The 16,676-nt window shown below is 68.6% G+C and carries 17 protein-coding genes; 14 read left to right on the top strand and 3 right to left on the bottom strand.

Going from position 1 to position 16,676, the window contains the following annotated elements:
- The first annotated feature begins 4 nt into the window (after positions 1-4).
- The 9 genes from BN977_RS07660 to BN977_RS07620 are packed head-to-tail and all read left to right on the top strand — an operon-like array spanning position 5 to position 10,363.
- Positions 5-1,471, top strand: a complete 1,467-nt coding sequence (locus tag BN977_RS07660; RefSeq protein ID WP_036396967.1) for an MCE family protein — start codon at positions 5-7, stop codon at positions 1,469-1,471.
- Positions 1,472-1,517: 46 nt separating this feature from the next.
- The gene (locus BN977_RS07655) at positions 1,518-2,549 is read left to right on the top strand and encodes an MCE family protein (protein ID WP_024453823.1); all 1,032 of its coding nucleotides are present in this window, start codon (positions 1,518-1,520) and stop codon (positions 2,547-2,549) included.
- Positions 2,546-3,919 carry a virulence factor Mce family protein gene (locus BN977_RS07650; RefSeq protein ID WP_036398656.1) on the top strand — a complete coding sequence of 458 codons (1,374 nt, stop codon included), beginning with the start codon at positions 2,546-2,548 and terminating at the stop codon, positions 3,917-3,919. The genes BN977_RS07655 and BN977_RS07650 overlap by 4 nt, the downstream gene beginning before the upstream one ends.
- Positions 3,920-3,933: 14 nt before the next feature.
- Positions 3,934-5,241 (top strand): MCE family protein, encoded by a 1,308-nt coding sequence (locus tag BN977_RS07645; protein WP_024453825.1) that lies wholly within the window; start codon positions 3,934-3,936, stop codon positions 5,239-5,241.
- The gene (locus BN977_RS07640) at positions 5,238-6,350 is read left to right on the top strand and encodes an MCE family protein (protein WP_024453826.1); all 1,113 of its coding nucleotides are present in this window, start codon (positions 5,238-5,240) and stop codon (positions 6,348-6,350) included. The genes BN977_RS07645 and BN977_RS07640 overlap by 4 nt, the downstream gene beginning before the upstream one ends.
- A gap of 2 nt (positions 6,351-6,352) precedes the next feature.
- Positions 6,353-7,828: an MCE family protein gene (locus BN977_RS07635; protein WP_036396965.1), complete on the top strand. Its 1,476-nt coding sequence runs from the start codon at positions 6,353-6,355 to the stop codon at positions 7,826-7,828.
- Entirely contained in the window at positions 7,792-8,457 is a 666-nt protein-coding gene (locus BN977_RS07630; protein ID WP_036396964.1) for an Rv1363c family protein, read from the top strand. The genes BN977_RS07635 and BN977_RS07630 overlap by 37 nt, the downstream gene beginning before the upstream one ends.
- Positions 8,454-9,119, top strand: coding sequence for an Rv1363c family protein (locus BN977_RS07625; RefSeq protein WP_036396962.1), 666 nt, complete (start codon positions 8,454-8,456; stop codon positions 9,117-9,119). The genes BN977_RS07630 and BN977_RS07625 overlap by 4 nt, the downstream gene beginning before the upstream one ends.
- Before the next feature lie 41 nt (positions 9,120-9,160).
- Entirely contained in the window at positions 9,161-10,363 is a 1,203-nt protein-coding gene (locus BN977_RS07620) for a DUF1298 domain-containing protein (RefSeq protein ID WP_234709520.1), read from the top strand.
- A 4-nt stretch (positions 10,364-10,367) separates the two neighbouring features.
- Here BN977_RS07620 and BN977_RS07615 read toward each other — a convergent pair whose 3' ends face one another.
- Positions 10,368-11,027, bottom strand: a complete 660-nt coding sequence (locus tag BN977_RS07615; protein WP_036396959.1) for a maleylpyruvate isomerase N-terminal domain-containing protein — start codon at positions 11,025-11,027, stop codon at positions 10,368-10,370.
- Complete coding sequence (locus BN977_RS07610) at positions 11,014-11,790, bottom strand: DUF899 domain-containing protein (protein WP_051561141.1); 777 nt, start codon at positions 11,788-11,790, stop codon at positions 11,014-11,016. Before BN977_RS07610 ends, BN977_RS07615 begins: the two co-directional genes overlap by 14 nt.
- Before the next feature lie 80 nt (positions 11,791-11,870).
- Here BN977_RS07610 and BN977_RS07605 point away from each other — a divergent pair, with 80 nt between their 5' ends.
- Complete coding sequence (locus tag BN977_RS07605; protein WP_036396957.1) at positions 11,871-12,233, top strand: ArsR/SmtB family transcription factor; 363 nt, start codon at positions 11,871-11,873, stop codon at positions 12,231-12,233.
- Positions 12,230-12,670 (top strand): SRPBCC family protein, encoded by a 441-nt coding sequence (locus BN977_RS07600; protein WP_036396955.1) that lies wholly within the window; start codon positions 12,230-12,232, stop codon positions 12,668-12,670. Before BN977_RS07605 ends, BN977_RS07600 begins: the two co-directional genes overlap by 4 nt.
- On the opposite strand, the gene BN977_RS07595 is transcribed toward BN977_RS07600, so the two are convergent.
- The gene (locus tag BN977_RS07595) at positions 12,667-13,281 is read right to left on the bottom strand and encodes a TetR/AcrR family transcriptional regulator (RefSeq protein ID WP_036396954.1); all 615 of its coding nucleotides are present in this window, start codon (positions 13,279-13,281) and stop codon (positions 12,667-12,669) included. The two genes, BN977_RS07600 and BN977_RS07595, sit on opposite strands and share 4 nt — an antisense overlap.
- Before the next feature lie 24 nt (positions 13,282-13,305).
- Between BN977_RS07595 and BN977_RS07590 the strand changes: the two genes are divergently transcribed.
- The 3 genes from BN977_RS07590 to BN977_RS07580 all read left to right on the top strand — a co-directional run bounded on the left by BN977_RS07590 (position 13,306) and on the right by BN977_RS07580 (position 16,637).
- Positions 13,306-14,070 carry an SDR family NAD(P)-dependent oxidoreductase gene (locus BN977_RS07590; RefSeq protein ID WP_036396952.1) on the top strand — a complete coding sequence of 255 codons (765 nt, stop codon included), beginning with the start codon at positions 13,306-13,308 and terminating at the stop codon, positions 14,068-14,070.
- 22 nt (positions 14,071-14,092) lie between these two features.
- Positions 14,093-14,611, top strand: coding sequence for a DoxX family protein (locus BN977_RS07585; RefSeq protein WP_036396950.1), 519 nt, complete (start codon positions 14,093-14,095; stop codon positions 14,609-14,611).
- A gap of 196 nt (positions 14,612-14,807) precedes the next feature.
- A complete protein-coding gene (locus BN977_RS07580) occupies positions 14,808-16,637 on the top strand; it encodes a fatty acyl-AMP ligase (protein WP_051561139.1) in 1,830 nt (609 codons plus the stop codon).
- Positions 16,638-16,676 lie beyond the last annotated feature (39 nt).

Here is a 16,676-nt window from a genome sequence, read left to right as displayed (position 1 = left end):
GCACATGGACCATTTCTCTCGCGACAAGGGGCTGGCGCCGGGCTGGTGGACGCTGATCCTGGTGCTGTTCATCGTCGGCTCGGTATGGCTGTCGTATTCGCTGTTCACCGGCAACCTGAAATCCTCCGTGCCGGTCACCCTCACCTCGGATCGCTCGGGTCTGGTGATGGAGACCAACGCCAAGGTGAAGATGCGCGGCGTGCAGGTCGGCAAGGTGGCGGCCATCTCCGGCGGCGATACCGACAGCGCGGCCCCGGTGAAGTTGCGCCTGGACATCGACCCCGACCAGATCCGCTACATCCCGGCCAATGTGGAGGCCAGGATCCGGGCCACCACCATCTTCGGCGCCAAATTCGTCGACCTGGTGTACCCGGACGACCCCAGCCCGCAACGGCTGGAACCCGGCCAGGTGCTCACGTCGCTCAACGTCACCACCGAGGTGAACACCGTCTTCCAGAACCTGGTGGGCGTGCTGGACAAGATCGACACCGCCAAACTCAACGCGGTGCTCTCGGCGCTGGCCGAGGGCGTCCGCGGACAGGGCGAGCGCATCGGCCAGGCCACCACCGACGCCAACCAGGTGCTGCTGGCCATCAACCCGCGCAGTGAGACCATCCGGGCCGACTGGCAATCGCTGCAAGGCTTCAGCGACGCCTACGCCGGTGCGGCACAAGACATCCTGTCCACGCTGAACGCGGCGAGCACCACCGCCGTCACGATCGCCGGTCATGCCCAGCAGCTGGACGCACTGCTGCTGGCCACCACCGGGCTGTCCAACAAGGGCATCGAGTTGCTGGCGCCCAACCAGGGCAACCTGATCACCGCGATCAACACGCTGCGGCCCACTACCGATCTGCTCGCCAAGTACGACCCCGAATACACCTGCATGCTCGTCGGCGCCAAATACCTTCTGGACCATGGTGGTTACGAGGCCACCGGTGGCAACGGCAAGTCGTTCATCCTGGACGCCGGCATCCGGCCGGGCAACGACCCGTACAAGTTCCCGCAGAACCTGCCGATCATCGGCGCCAAGGGCGGGCCGGGCGGCAAGCCGGGCTGCGGCTCGCTGCCGATCGTCGACCAGAACTGGCCGGTGCGCCAGCTCATCACCAACACCGGTTTCGGTACCGGCCTGGACTGGCGCCCCAACCCGGGCATCGCCTTCCCGATGTACGGCAACTACCTGCCGGTGACCCGTGCGGTGCCCGAACCGCCCAGCATCCGCAACACCTTCGGTGGTCCGGCGCCCGGACCGATCCCGTATCCCGGGGCACCGGCCTACGGTGCGCCGCTGTACGCGCCGGACGGCACACCGTTGTGGCCGGGTCTGCCGCCGGCTCCACCGCCGGGCGCCCCGCGCGATCCCGGCCGCACGCCGGGCTCCGAACCGTTCGTGGTGCCCGCACCCGGTGTGCAGCCGACACCGCTGCCGCCGGTACCCCTGCCCGAGGAGGCCGCCCCGGCACCGTAGACGCAACGAGCACACCCGAACTCAGCAGCACGAGAAGGAACGAGCCATGAAAGACAATCTGGTAGGCGCGATTTGGCGCCTTGCCATCTTCCTGGCCGTCTGCCTGCTGGGTGTCTTCGGTTTGTTCGCGATCTTCGCGCAGCTGCGGCTCGGCGAGTCCACCCACACCTACCGGGCGTTGTTCGCCAACGCTTCGGGCATGGAGGAAGGCGATTTCGTGCGAATCGCCGGTGTCGAGGTGGGCAAGGTCGGCGCGATGCGCATCCAGGACGACGGCACGGTGCTGGCCGAGTTCACCGCCGACGATTCGGTGGTGCTGACCGAGGGCAGCCGCGCGGTGATCCGCTACGACGACCTGATCGGCGGTCGGTACCTGGCCCTGCAGGAAGGCGTGGGAAACACCAAGAAGCTCAAGCCCGGTGACACCATCCCGCTGGCCCGCACCTCACCGGCGCTGGACCTGGACGCGTTGATCGGCGGGTTCCGGCCGCTGTTCCGCGCGCTGGATCCCAACCAGGTCAATGCGCTGTCCGGCCAGCTGATCAGCGCGCTGCAGGGGCAGGGTGCCACCATCGGGTCGTTCCTCAGCCAGACCGCCGCCCTGACCAACACGCTGGCCGACCGGGATCAGCTGATCGGTGAGGTGATCGTCAACCTGAACACCGTGATGGGCTCACTCGGCGACCAGAACAAGCAGTTCGCCAAGGGCATCGACGGGCTGGCACAACTGATGGACACGCTGGCCCAGCGCCGCACCGACATCGCCAACGGCGTCGCCTATGCCAGCGCCGCGGCCGGCAGCATCGCCGATCTGCTCGAGCAGGCACGTCCGCCGCTGGTCAAGACGGTGCACGAAACCGACCGTGCCGCAGGCATCGTCGTCGCCGACCACGACTACTTCGACAACCTGCTCAACACGCTGCCGGACTCGTATCAGATCCTGGCGCGCCAGGGCATCTACGGTGACTTCTTCAGCTTCTACCTGTGCGACATCATCCTCAAGCTCAACGGCAAGGGCGGTCAGCCGGTGTACGTGAAGGCGGCCGGGCAGGACAGCGGGCGGTGCACGCCGCGATGAAGTCCTTCTCCGAACGCAACCAGCTGATCGTCGGCGCCGTCGGTCTGCTCGTGATCGCCGCCATCATCGTCGGCGCCCTCAACTACGACAAGGTGCCCTTCCTGGACCGTGGCAAGGACTACTCGGCCTACTTCGCCGAAGCCGGCGGCCTGCGCAGCGGTGCGGCCGTTCAGGTTTCCGGCATGCGCGTCGGGCACGTGACGGCCGTGGAACTGGACGGCCAGCGGGTGCTGGTCAAGTTCAAGGTCGACGACGGGGTGCGCATCGGTGACCGCAGCGAGGCCGCGGTGAAGACCAAGAGCCTGCTGGGCACCAAGATCCTGGAAGTGTCCCCGCGGGGTCAGGGGACGCTGCAGGCCACCATCCCGCTCGAGCGCACCACGCCCGCTTACCAGTTGCCGGATGCGTTGGGCGATCTGGCCGCCACCATCAGCGGGCTGAACACCGACCAGCTCTCGGACTCGTTGCGGGTGCTGTCGGAGACCTTCGCCGACACCCCGCCCGAACTCAAGGTCGCGGTCGACGGTGTGGCCCGGTTCTCCCAGACCCTCAATGAGCGCGACGCCCAGCTGCGCGGCCTGCTCAGTAACGCCAACACCGCCACCACCGTGCTGGCCGAGCGCAGCGACCAGATCGTCGGTCTGGTCCGCAACACCAACGCGCTGCTGGCCGAACTGCAGGGGCAAAGCGCTGCGCTGGACAGTCTTTCGGGCAACATCTCGGCGCTGAGCCAGCAGGTGCAGGGGTTGATCGCGGAGAACAAGACCACCCTGCGGCCGGCTCTGGACAAGCTCAACGGGGTGCTGACCATCCTGGACAACCGCAAGGACAGGTTGCGTAAAGCCCTGCCGCTGCTGAACTCCTACGCGATGTCGCTGGGTGAGTCGGTCAGCTCGGGGCCGTTCTTCAAGACCTACATCGTCAATCTGCTTCCCGGGCAGTTCATCCAGCCCTTCGTCGACGCCGCGTTCTCCGACCTGGGCCTGGATCCGAACGTGCTGCTGCCCTCGCAGCGCACCGACCCGCAACTGGGTCAGCCCGGCACCCCGGCCATGCCGGTTCCGTTCCCGCGGACCGGTCAGGGTGGCGAGCCGCGGATGAACCTGCCCGATGCGATCACCGGTAATCCCGGTGACCAGGGCTGCGGGCCGCCCGGTCTGCCGCTGCCCGGGCCCACCGGTTGCTACCCGTACCGCGAGCCCATTCCGCCGGGCCCGCCCGGTGGTCCGCCGCCGGGACCGCCGGCGATCGCGCCGCCGGGAATCGCTTCCACCCCGACGCCGTTCCCCAGTCCGGTGTTGGTCCCGGCGCCGGGTGAGCCGGCACCTGCCGGTGACCCCGCTGCTCCGAATTCAGGGGCGGGCCAGTGAATTCGAACCTGAACGTGCGCAACGCCCGCATCGGTCTGGCACTGGCCCTGGTGCTCATGCTGGGCGCCGGGGTGTACCTGGTGACACGGGCCAGCGACACCCTCAACCGGACGAACGTCGTCGCGTACTTCGAGAACAGCAACGGCATCTTCGTCGGTGACGACGTGGTGATCCTCGGGGTGCCCGTCGGCCGGATCGACAAGATCGAGCCGGAACCGCAGCAGGTGAAGGTCACGTTCCACTACGACGACCGCTACAAGGTGCCGGCCGACGTGAAGGCGGCGATCCTGTCGCCGATGCTGGTCACCTCGCGCGCCATCCAGCTCACACCCGCCTACTCGGGCGGGGCGGTGCTCAAGAACGACGCCGTCATCCCGCGGGAACGTACCGTCGTGCCGGTCGAATACGACGATTTCCGCAAGCAGTTGCAGCGCCTGACCGAAACCCTGCAGCCGACCGAGCCCGGCGGCGTCAGCACCCTCGGCTCGTTCATCAACACCACCGCCGACAACCTGCGCGGCCAGGGCGCCAGCATCCGCGACGCGCTGACCAAGCTGTCCCAGGCCTTTTCGGCGCTCGGTGACCACAGCACCGACATCTTCAGCACCGTCAAGAACCTCTCCATCCTGGTGTCGGCGCTGCAAGACAGCACCACGGTGATGCGCCAGCTCAACCAGAACCTGGCCTCGGTGACCGGGCTGCTCGCCGACAACCCGAACGAGGTCGGCAATGCCGTCAAGGATCTGTCCGACACCGTCGGGCAGGTGCAGGCGTTCGTGGCCGACAACCGGGAGGCGTTGGGCACCACGTCGGACAAACTGGCCGGGGTGACGCAAACCCTCAACGACAGCCTCGACGACGTCAAACAGTTCCTGCACGTCGCGCCGTCGGCGTTCCAGAACTACGTCAACATCTACCAACCGGCGGTGGGTGCGGTCGCCGCCGTGCCGGCGATCAGCAACTTCGCCGACCCGATCTCGTTCCTGTGCGGCGGTATTCAGGCGGCCTCCCGGATGGGCGCCGAGCAATCGGCCAAGTTGTGCGTGCAGTACCTGGCGCCGATCGTGAAGAACCGCCAGTACAACTTCCTGCCCCTCGGGTTGAACCAGTTGGTCGGCGCGCAGGCCCGGCCCAACGAGATCACCTACAGCGAGGAATGGATGCGGCCGGATTACATCCCGCCACCGGGCCCCGCGCCGGCGATCCTGCCGCCGCCGGTGGCCGATCCCGCGGCCCCGCCGCTGCCGGCGGAGGCACCCCAGGTGACCGATCCGAACGCCGGCCTGCCCGGCCTGATGGTGCACAGCGGCGGTGGCTCATGAAACGGCTGATCCTTGCACTGGCCTGCCTGGCGTTGGGCGGATGCTCTTGGCAGGGCCTGAACTCGGTGCCGTTGCCCGGCGTCGAGGGGCAGGGGCCGGGCGCCTACACGGTCAAGGCCGAGATGCCCGATGTGGACAACCTGGACCGCAATTCGCGGGTCCGGGTCGGTGACGTCACCGTCGGCAACGTCACCGATATCCAGCGGCAGGGCTGGCATGCGCTGATCACGATGAAGCTCAACGCCGATGTGGTGCTACCGGCCAATGCGACCGCCAAGATCGGCCAAACCAGCCTGCTGGGTTCCCAACACATCGAACTCGCGCCGCCCAAAGACATTGCACCGCAAGGCCGGCTGCACGACGGCTCACTGATTCCGTTGACCAGCAGCGGCGGTTACCCGACCACCGAGCAGACGCTGGCGGCCATCTCGTTGCTGCTCAACGGCGGTGGCCTGGGCAACGTGCAGGACATCACCGCGGCGTTCAGCCAGGCGTTCACCGGCCGCGAGGCCGACCTGCGCAGCCTCATCGACCAGCTGAACATCTTCATCGCCAACACCAATGACCAGAAGGACGACATCATCGACGCGGCGGCCAGCCTCAACGATCTGGTCGGGCAGGTCGCCGCGCAGAAACCGGTGGTGGACAAGGCGCTCAAGACGGTGCCCGACGCGTTGGCGGTGCTCAAGGATCAGCGCAACCAGCTCGCCGAGGCGGTGACCCAGCTGGGCAAATTCAGTGCGCTGGCGGCGGATTCGGCCAACCAGACCCGTGAGGCGCTGGTGGCGGAGCTGAAATCGCTCGGCCCGACGCTGGAACAACTGGCCAATGCCGGGCCGGCGCTGACCCGGTCGCTGAGCTTCTTCACCACCTACCCGTTCCCCAAGGAGACGCTGGCCAACTGGATGCGTGGTGACTACGCCAACCTCACCCTGGTGGTCGACCTGACGCTGAGCCGGCTGGACCAGGGTGTGTTCACCGGAACGCGCTGGGAGGGCGATCTCACCGAGCTGGAGATGCAGTGGGGCCGCACCATCGGCCAGCTGCCCAGCCCCTACACCGCGGTGAATCCGCTCGTGGTGCCGTACCGCTGGGATCAGGGGCCGTAACCATGGTGTTGACCAGACGTATCCTGCTGCAGTTCGCGGTGTTCACCTTCATCGCGGCCATCGCCATCGGCATCATGGTGTTCGGCTACATGAACCTGCCCAACTTGCTGTGGGGCGCAGGGCATTACAAGGTGACGCTGCAGCTGCCCGAGACCGGCGGACTGTACCCGCGCAGCAATGTCACCTACCGCGGCACCCAGGTGGGCCGGGTGGAGAGCGTCGGCCTCGACGAGCACGGCGGCGTCAACGCCGTCCTGTCGCTCACCGACGACGTGAAGATCCCGGCCGACCTGGACGCGCAGGTGCACAGCCAGACCGCGATCGGTGAATTGTTCGTCGAGCTGCTGCCCCGCGCCGACGGCGGCCCGTACCTGCGCAACGGGGACGTCATCGCCGCCGACCGGGCCACCGTGCCGCCGGACGTCAACGCCCTGCTCGACGCGACCAACCGCGGGTTGGACGCCATTCCCCGGGAGAACCTGCAGACCGCCGTCGACGAGGCCTACCAGGCCGTCGGCGGGCTGGGACCGGATCTGTCCCGTCTGGTGAAGGGCTCCACGGCGCTGGCCATCGATGCGCGCGCCAACCTCGACCCCCTGACCGCGTTGATCGACCAGTCCAAGCCGGTGCTGGACACCCAGACCGATACGTCGGGATCCATCCAGGCCTGGGCCTCCCACCTGGCCACCATCACCGGGCAGCTGCAGTCGCAGGATCAGGCCGTGCGCGGCGTGCTCAGACAGGGACCGGGTGCCGCCGACGAGGTGCGGGCGCTGCTGGGTCGGCTGCAGCCGACGCTGCCGGTGGTGCTGGCCAACCTGGTCAACATCAACCAGGTGGCCATCACCTACCAGCCGTCGCTGGAGCAGTTGCTGGTGCTGTTGCCGCAGGGCACCGCCACCTCGCAGGCCGTCGGCACCGCGAACCGCAACACCAAGCAGAATTTCAAGGGCGCCTATCTGGACCTCAATCTGAACCTCAACCTGCCGCCGCCGTGCACCACGGGCTTCCTTCCGCCGCAGCAGTGGCGGGTGGCCGCCGACGTGGACTACCCGGACCGCCCGGCCGGGGACCTGTACTGCCGCATCCCGCAGGACGCGGCCGGCAACGTGCGTGGCGCACGTAACCTGCCGTGCGAGACGGTGCCGGGTAAGCGGGCGCCGACGGTCAAGCTGTGCGAGAGCAACGAAAACTACATTCCGCTCAACGATGGTTACAACTGGAAGGGCGACCCGAACGCCACCCTGTCCGGGCAGGCCATCCCGCAGTTGCCACCGGGTACCCCGCCCGCGCCGGCCGCACCCGCGGTGCCGTCGGGAGCCCCACCGCCCCCGCCCATCGCGGCCGCCGAATACGATCCCAGCACCGGCACGTACGTTGGACCCGACGGTCAGGTGTACACCCAGTCCAATCTGGCCCGCAGTGCGAGCGAGGAGCAAACATGGCAGACGATGCTGCTACCCCCGAAGGGGCGGTAAGCGAGTCCGCAGACCAGACAGCCGACGGCAAAACCGAAGCCGCCACCGAGACCAGTGAAGCCACCGAGACCGCCGAAGCCGCGGCGGTCGAGGACGGTGCGGAGGTCGACGCCGTCGAGCCGGATGCCGGTACCGCGGCCCCGGAGCGTTCGCATGTCACACTGGCCCTGATCGCCGGCCTGGTGCTGGTGCTCGCCCTCGGCGGGCTCACCGGCTGGCTGGGCGTCCGGGCCTACCAGTCCAAACAACTCGACGATCAGCGCAAGGTGTTCCTTCAGGTGGGGCGCCAGGGCGCGATCAACCTGACCACCATCGACTTCGAGCACGCCGACGCCGACGTGCAGCGCATCCTCGATTCGGCCACCGGCACGTTCTACGACGACTTCCAGAAGCGGGCCGGGCCGTTCGTCGAGGTGGTCAAGCAGGCGAAGTCCAAGTCGGTCGGCACCGTGACCGAGGCCGGTCTGGAATCCGACACCGACACCGGGGCGCAGGTGCTGGTGGCGGTGACGGTGCAGACCTCCAATGCCGGTGCCGCCGAGCAACAGCCGCGGCTGTGGCGGATGCGCATCACCGTGCAGAAGATGGGTGACGACGTGAAGGTGTCCAACGTGGAGTTTGTGCCGTGACCGAACCGAACAAGGACGTCGACACCGTGCCCAGCGACGAAGCGCAGGAGATCACCGAGTCCGGGGCCACCGAAGCCACTGAAGCTACCGAAGCCACGGAGGCCACCGAAGCCACGGAGGCCGCTGCGACGCCCACCGTCCCCGACAAGGCCCAGGCCGCCCCGCAGCCGAAACGGTCCGTCGACTGGACCCGTGTGGTGGCGTACGGCGTGCTGCCGGGGCTGGCTCTGGTGTTGGCGCTGGCCGCGGGTTTCCTCAAATGGCAGGACAACTCGGTTCGCGACGGTGATAAGGCTCGCGCCGAGTCCGTCCAGGTGGCCAAGGACAGCACCATCGCGCTGCTGTCCTACAAGCCCGACACCGTCGAACAACAGCTCAATGCCGCGCGTGATCTGCTGACCGGCGAGTTCCAGGACGCCTACACCTCGCTGACCCATGACGTGGTCATCCCGGGCGCCAAGCAGAAGCAGATCTCGGCGGTGGCGACCGTCCCGGCCGCGGCCTCGGTATCGGCCGACCCCAACAAGGCCGTGGTGTTGGTGTTCGTCAACCAGACCGTGGTGGTCGGCGCCGACGCGCCCACCGACACCGCATCCAGCGTGCGCGTGGCGCTGGAAAAGCACGGCGATCGCTGGCTGATCTCCAAATTCGACCCGGTGTAGCCATAAGCCGGCTCGCACCCGTCGACGCCCAGATGTTCTGGATGTCGGCCAAGATTCCCAACGACACCTTCATGGTGTTCGGGTTCGACGGGGTGCCCGGCGACCTGGACCGGGCGCTCGACGAGCTGCTCGAGCGGGCCCGCACCAGCCCGGACCTGTCGCAGCGCATCGACGACTCGTCGCGCCTGCGGTACCCGCGCTGGGCGCCGTGCCCGCCCGACCGGTCCCGGTTCCTGGTCCGCGAACCCGGCGAGCGAACCTGGGACGGTTGCCTTTCCGTGGTCAACGGCTTGGTCGACGACCAGCTCGATCCGCAGGTGACACCCTGGCGGCTGCACGTGTTCACCGATATCGACGGTGTCCCCGGCGCGGCCGGGCCGGGGACGGTGGCCGTCTTGCAGATCACCCATACCCTCGGCGGTGCCGGGCGCACCAATGCGCCGGCGGCTCTGATGTTCGGCCGGCCCGGCGCGGTGCCGCCGGTGCTGCCGCCGCGTGCCGCCCCGCTGTCGCTGCCGTGGCGCACCGTTCAGGCGGTCCGGGCGCAGCGAGAGCTGGTGCGTGACAGCGAATCCGGGCGCGTACCGCCGGCGGCGCCGGGACGCCCGCCGTTGCGCACCAACGCGCCGCCGGCGGGGCGCCGTGCGATGCGCAGCGTGGTGCTGCCCCGGGCGGCGCTGTCCGGGGGCACCGTCACCGTGGTGGCCCTGGCCCGCATCGCCGGTGCGCTGGCCGCGCACCTGGCCGAACTCGGCGAGGACACCAGCGGGCTGGGCGCGGAGGTCACGATGACCAAACCCGGTGTGCGCCAGGTATACAACCACTTCCGTGCTGCCGGTGTGGGCCTGCATCCAGAGCTTGCGGTGCAGCCGCGGATCGCTGCCATCGCCGCGGAACTGCGGGCCCGTCGGGACCGGGCGGCGCACCCGGCGATGCAGGCGTCGGACCGGGCGTTCGCCGCCACCCCCGCGCCGCTGCTGCGGTGGGGGATAAGCCAATTCGACCCCACGGCGCGGTCGGCGACGGTCATCGGCAATACCGTGGTGTCGAGCATCAACTGCGGCGCCGCCGATTTCGGCTTCGGCGGGTGTCCGGTGCGGGTGGCCGCCGTGTTCCCCGGGTTGTCACCGATGATGGGCCTGACCCACGGTGTGATGGGGCTGGGGGACACCGTTTCGATCAACGTGTTCGCCACCGAGTCGGCCATCGGCGATGTGGACGCCTACGTGGCCCGGCTCCGGTGAATCTCTACTCGACGATGTCGTCCTGGGCCGGGCCGAACAGATAGAGGTGCTCCAGCACCGGGGCGGGGTCGGCCGACCACGCCATGGCCGCCATCTGGGCCGGGCTGCGCCTGCCGGTCCGCCAGCGCAACGCCTCGAAATCGTCGGTGTGCAGGGTGATCTCGGTGCCCGATCGCGGACCGCTGCGGTACTCCCGATCCGGTGTGCACACCCGCAGGGCGACCGGGGTGTCCAGCATGGCCAGCAACTGGTCGGCGACGTGGCGGACCGAGACGTCATCGCGGGCACCCGGCACGGCGAGGGCGCCGCGGATATCGTGTTCGTGCGAGACGATGTCCCCGAGTGGGGGTGCGGTGCCCGCGGCGGCGTGTCGGTGCAACCGCTCGGTCGCGGCCTCCCAGGCAGCCAGCAGCGCCGGGACGTCGTGATCGGCGAACCGGGCCACCTGCGCGGCCGTTTCGGCATCACCGGGCGGGCCGGTGAGCGTGCCGGTGGCCCAATCCTCGGCGACGGCGGTCAGGTGCGCGATGACGTCGCGGACCGACCACAACGGGCAGCACGGCAGGCGGGTGTCCCATGCCGCATCGTCGTCGAGCAGTCCGACGATGCGGTCCGCGGTGGCGCGGTACAGCGACCACACGCCGAGGGGATCAGGCGCGGTCATGGCAGTCGCAGCCGGGCGAGGTGGCGGCCGGGCGGGGATCGTTGGGATCCGTCGGATCCGGGTCACCGAACCAGCGCGACGGTACCCGTTGCCCGTATTCGTCGTGCCAGCACCACCATTCGTACGGTTTGGTCTGCGGGTAACCGGCGGGGGAGTCCTCCCACGTCTCCTGTCGGCCCAGGGCGGTCATGTCGAGGAAGTTCCAGGTGTTGACGAACACCTCGTCGCCGCGGTTGTTGATGAAGTAGGTCCGGTAGATGCGTTCGCCGTCCCGGATGAACGCGTTGGTGCCGTGCCACTCGTGCACCCCGAAGTCGACGTCGAACGCGGCGTCCGCGGTGGGCAGGATGGTGTACCAGGGGATGTCCCAGCCCATCCGCGCCTTGATCCGGGCCAGGTCGGTCTGTGAGCCGCGCGACGCGTAGACCAGGGTGGTGTCGCGGGCGTTCAGATGCGCCAGGTTGCCGATGTGGTCGGCCATCAGTGAACACCCGACGCAGCCGTGCTCGGGCCAGCCGTGCACGCCGGGGTCGACGAAGGCGCGGTAGACCAGCAGTTGGCGTCGGCCGGCGAACAGGTCCAGCAGGCTGACGGCGCCGTAGGGTCCGTCGAACCGGTAGTCCTTGGCCACTTCCGTCCACGGCATCCGCCGTCGCTCGGCGGCCAGCGCATCGCGGGCCTTGGTGAATTGCTTTTCCTTGACCAGCATTTCGTTGAGTGCCTGCTGCCATTCGTCGGCTGAGACGACCGCCGGCTTGTCCATCACGATCCTCCAATAATTCAACAAATGTGTTTAACGATGTGTCTCCAGGGAAGCACGGCCCGGCGGCTATAGTCAACAGAATGGTTGAAGATCAGGTGCTCGACCGCGCCTACGCGGCGCTCGCGGACCCGACCCGCAGGCGGCTGCTGGAGGCGCTGCGGGGCGGTGACGCGCGGATCACCGACCTGGCCGCGCCGCTGCCCATGACGTTCGCCGGGGTGTCCCGACACGTGGGGGTGCTGGAGGCGGCCGGACTGGTGCGCCGGGAGGTGCGTGGGCGCGAGCATTGGCTGTCGTTGCAGCCGCAGGGGCTGGCCGCCGCTCAGCAGTGGATCAGCGACCAGACGGACTTCTGGTCGGCCCGCGCCGATGCACTGGCAGCCCGGTTGCGGCGGAACAACGGTCGCCGATCTCAGGGACCCGGGCAGGGGCGGTCCCGATGACCGAGACCGTCACCGCCCGCGTCGAGCGCATCATGCCCGCGGATCCCGCGGTGGTGTTCGACGAATGGCTGGACCCGGAGTCGTTGGCGGAGTGGATGTGTCCCCGCCCGGATCGCTGTGTCGCCGTCACCGTGCAGCCCTATGTGGGCGGCAAGGTGCGATTCGACGTCGACCATACCGGCGGGCTGGTGATCATCAGCGGTCAGTTCCTGGCCATCGAACGTCCGCGGCTGCTGCGCTTCACCTGGTCCAACTCGGATTGGCCGGATCCGACGGCCACCAGTGTGGTCACCGTGACGTTCGAGCCGCACGGGGACGGCGAGACGCTCATGTCGATCGAGCACACGCTGTTGCCGTCGGAGGTGTTCCGCGACTTCCAGAACGGCTGGGCCGGGGTGTGTGATCAACTGGTCGAGCACCTGCGCGGCAAACCCTAAGCGGCGCGCAGGTTTTCGATCCCCACGTCCAGGGCGTGTTGCAGGTAGGACAGATCACCGGTGGCCAGCAGGATGCCGACACCTCCTTGGATGCCGGCCAGCAGGGCCGCCGCGGCCTTCTCCGGGTGCACCCCGGCGTCGATCTTGTCCTGGGCCTGCATCGCCCGGATGCCATCGGCGATCTCGTCGTGCCAGCGACGCATCAGGGCCGTGGTGACCGCCTGGGCGCCGGGGGTGGTGCGGCCGATCTCCGACATCAACATGCTCAGCGGGCAGCTCTGCCCCTGTCGCCGGTAGCGGTCCAGCACCGCATCGCGCCACCGCTGCCAGGCCGCCCATGAGGTCAGCCCGCCCAGATGGGGTTGTTGGTCGGCGAGCACCTGCTCGGCCTCGTGCGCGGCGACCGCGAGCAGCAACTGGTCCTTGCCGCCGGGAAAGTAGTGGAACAACTGACTCTTGGACGTGCCGGTACGGGCCCGGATGTCGTCGAGCGTGGTCATCGCGACGCCGCGGTCGCGGATCACGGCGGCCGCGCCCCGCACGATGCGATCGCGGGTGGCCGCGCCTTTCCTGGTCGCCGGAGTACTGAGATTTTGGACTTGCGGGTCCATTTTCACTTCCGTACTTGTGGACTCATGAGTCCAAACACTACGCGGCTTGCGGGCCGCACCGCACTGGTCACAGGTTCCACCGGCGGCTTAGGTGTCGCCATCGTCAAGGCGCTGGCGGCCGAGGGCGCCCTGGTGGTGGTCAGCGGTCGCGATAAAGCCAGGGGAGACGCCGTCGTCGCCGATGTCCGGGCGGCCGGCGGGCACGCCGAGTTCGTCGCCGCCGACCTGGGCGCCGGTGGCGCGCAGATCCGGGCCCTGGCCGACGGCGCGCTGGCGGCGGCCGGTGGCCGGATCGACATCCTGGTCAACAACGCCGCCGCGTGGTCGCTGCCGGAGCCCACCGCCGAGGTCACCGAGGCGGCGCTGCTGGAGTCCTACCGCACCAACGTCGTCGCACCGTTCCTGTTGACCGGGGCGCTGGTGCCGGCGATGGCCGAGCGCGGCGAGGGAGCGGTGGTCAACATCGGCTCGATCACCGGCCTGATCGGGGGTGACAAGTCGGCGCTCTACAGTTCGACCAAGGCCGCCGTGCACTCGCTGACCAAGTCGTGGGCCGCCGAATACGGGCCGCTGGGGGTTCGCGTGAACGCCGTGGCGCCCGGACCGATCGGCACCGACCGGGTGTTGGAGATCGCCGACCACATCGGCCCCACGCTCGAACGAATCCCGTCGCGCCGGATGAGCACCCCCGAGGAGGTGGCCGCCGCCGTGGTCTTCCTGGCCGGTACCGAGGCGGCGAACATCCACGGCGCGGTGCTCAGCGTCGACGGAGGGTGGGCGGCCGTGTAACAGATGGCCTAGATTCTGTTACGTGGCTGATCCTGCTTTCGACACCGCGATCCTGGTCCTGCGTGTGGTTCTCGGCCTGACCATGGCCGCACACGGCTACAACAAGTTCTTCGGCGGCGGCCGGATCCCCGGCACCGCGGGCTGGTTCGACAGCATCGGGATGAAGCCGGGGATGTTCCATGCCAGGGTGGCCGCCACCACCGAGATCGCCGCCGGCCTGGGACTGGCCGTGGGCCTGCTGACCCCCGTCGCGGCCGCCGGCTTCGTGGCCCTGATGCTGGTCGCGGCCTGGAGCGTGCATCGGCACAACGGCTTCTTCATCGTCAAGGAGGGCTGGGAGTACAACCTCGTCCTGGCGGTGGCCGCCGTCGCGGTCGCCGGCACCGGCGCCGGCCGCTACAGCCTGGACCATGCGCTGTTCTACGGCACCGGGATGTGGCAGTACGTGCAGGGCTGGGGCGGCTTGGCGATCGCTGTGCTGCTCGGCCTGCTCGGCGGGGTCGGTCAGCTGGCCCTTTTCTTCCGTCCACCCGCAAAGTGACAGGTATCTGCGCGCCGAACCTGAGACGTTAGTTACGGTGTGCACGGGGGTACAGAGTGCACATGCCGGAAATCGCTGGTCGTGATCGACGCTCGACGGGAAATCCGATTCGGGCGGTGTCGCAGCCCGTGATTCCTGGCAAGTCTCTCTAGACTCCCGTGGTATTGGCGGAACTGGGTGCGAAGAGCGAGCTGACGTGGCGCTGAAGCTGGAGGACTACCTCGGCGAGAGCGGCCGAATCGAGCTGCCGACGGATACGACGATTTGTACGTATCTGGACCGCAACTTCGAGGCTGCCTCGCCCGCCGTCGCGTATCGGTATCTGGATTTCGGTCCAGACCAGAGCGTCAGGCGGATCGACTTGTCGTGGCAGCAGATGAAGCTGCGTGTCTGCGCGGTGGCCGCGCGATTACAGCAGGTCACCCAACCCGGTGACCGGGTGGCCATCCTGGCGCCCCAGAGCGTGGACTACGTCGTCGCCTTCTTCGCCGCGATCAAGGCCGGCTGCATCGCCGTTCCGCTGTTCGCGCCGGAAATGGCGGGGCAGGCCGAGCGGCTGGACAACGTCGTCACCGACGCCCAGCCGACCGTCGTGCTCACGACCACCGACAGCGCCGAGCGGGTGCGCGAAACGCTGCGCCGCCGCGCCATCGCGCACCGGCCCCGCATGCTCGCCGTCGACGCCGTCCCCGAGACGCTGGCCACCGAGTACCGACCCATGCCCATCGGCATGGACGACATCGCCTACCTGCAGTACACGTCGGGTTCCACCCGCAAACCGGCGGGCGTGGAGATCACGCACCGGTCGGTGTGCACCAACGTCCTGCAGATGGTGATGGCCGTCGGGCTGGACTGGGATATCCGCAGCGTCAGCTGGCTGCCGCTGTTCCATGACATGGGGCTGCTCATGATCATGTTCCCGGCGCTGTTGGGTGGGCACATCACGCTGATGTCGCCGTCGGCCTTCATCCGGCGGCCGTATCGGTGGATCAAGGAACTCGGCGCCGGTACCGAACCGGGCCGGGTGTTCGCCGCGGCGCCGAACTTCGCCTTCGACCTCGCCGCCACCCGCGGCCTGCCGCCCGCCGGTGACGAGCTCGACCTGAGCAATGTCGCCGGTCTGATCAACGGTTCCGAACCGGTCAGCGCCGAGTCGATCAGCCGGTTCCACGAGGCGTTCGCGCCGTACGGCCTGGCGCCGACGGCGGTCAAACCGTCCTACGGCCTGGCCGAGGCCACCCTGTTCGTCTCGACGACGGACCCGGCCGACGCGCCCCGGGTGATCTACCTCGATCGCCACCAGCTGGGCGCCGGCCATGCGGTGCAGGTCGACCCCTCCGACCCCTCGGCCAGCACGCATGTCGCGTGCGGTCATGTGGCGCCGAGCCAGTGGGCGGTGATCGTCGACGCCGCCACCGGTGCCGAGTTGCCCGATGGTGAGGTGGGCGAGATCTGGCTGCACGGCGACAACGTCGGCACCGGGTACTGGGGCCGGCCGGTCGAAACCGAGACGACGTTCCGCAACAAGCTGCAATCCAAGGTGCCCGACGGCAGCCACGCCGAAGACACCGACACCGACGCCCTGTGGTTGCGAACCGGTGACCTGGGCGTCTACGTCGACGGGGAACTGTTCATCACCGGGCGCGTCAAGGACGTGCTCATCGTGGACGGGCGCAACCACTATCCCCAGGACATCGAACACACGGTGGCGCAGGCGACACCCGCGGTGCGGGCCGGTTTCGTGGTGGCCATCGCGGTGCCCGGGCCGTCGGGCCGCGAGGAACTGGTGATCGTGGCGGAACGGGCCGCCGGCTTCGGCCGCGTCGATCCCGAATCGGTGATCACCGCCATCCGGGCCGCCGTCTCGCGCGGACACGGGCTGGCGGTCGCCGACATCCGGCTCGTCAGTGCGGGCGCGGTCCCGCGCACCACCAGTGGCAAGTTGGCCCGGCAGGCGTCGCGCTCGGAGTACCTGGCCGGGACGTTCGGCGGGCGCCCGGCCGAGCAGGCTTCGGCAACGCCCTGAGTGCCGCCCCGCTGGCAGGGGCATCGGACGGCGTGTTTC

The organism is Mycolicibacterium cosmeticum (genome assembly GCF_000613185.1).
In the GTDB taxonomy this organism is placed as follows: domain Bacteria; phylum Actinomycetota; class Actinomycetes; order Mycobacteriales; family Mycobacteriaceae; genus Mycobacterium; species Mycobacterium cosmeticum.
Note: the sequence above shows the minus strand (reverse complement) of the source record. Positions and strands in the feature narration are given on the sequence as shown.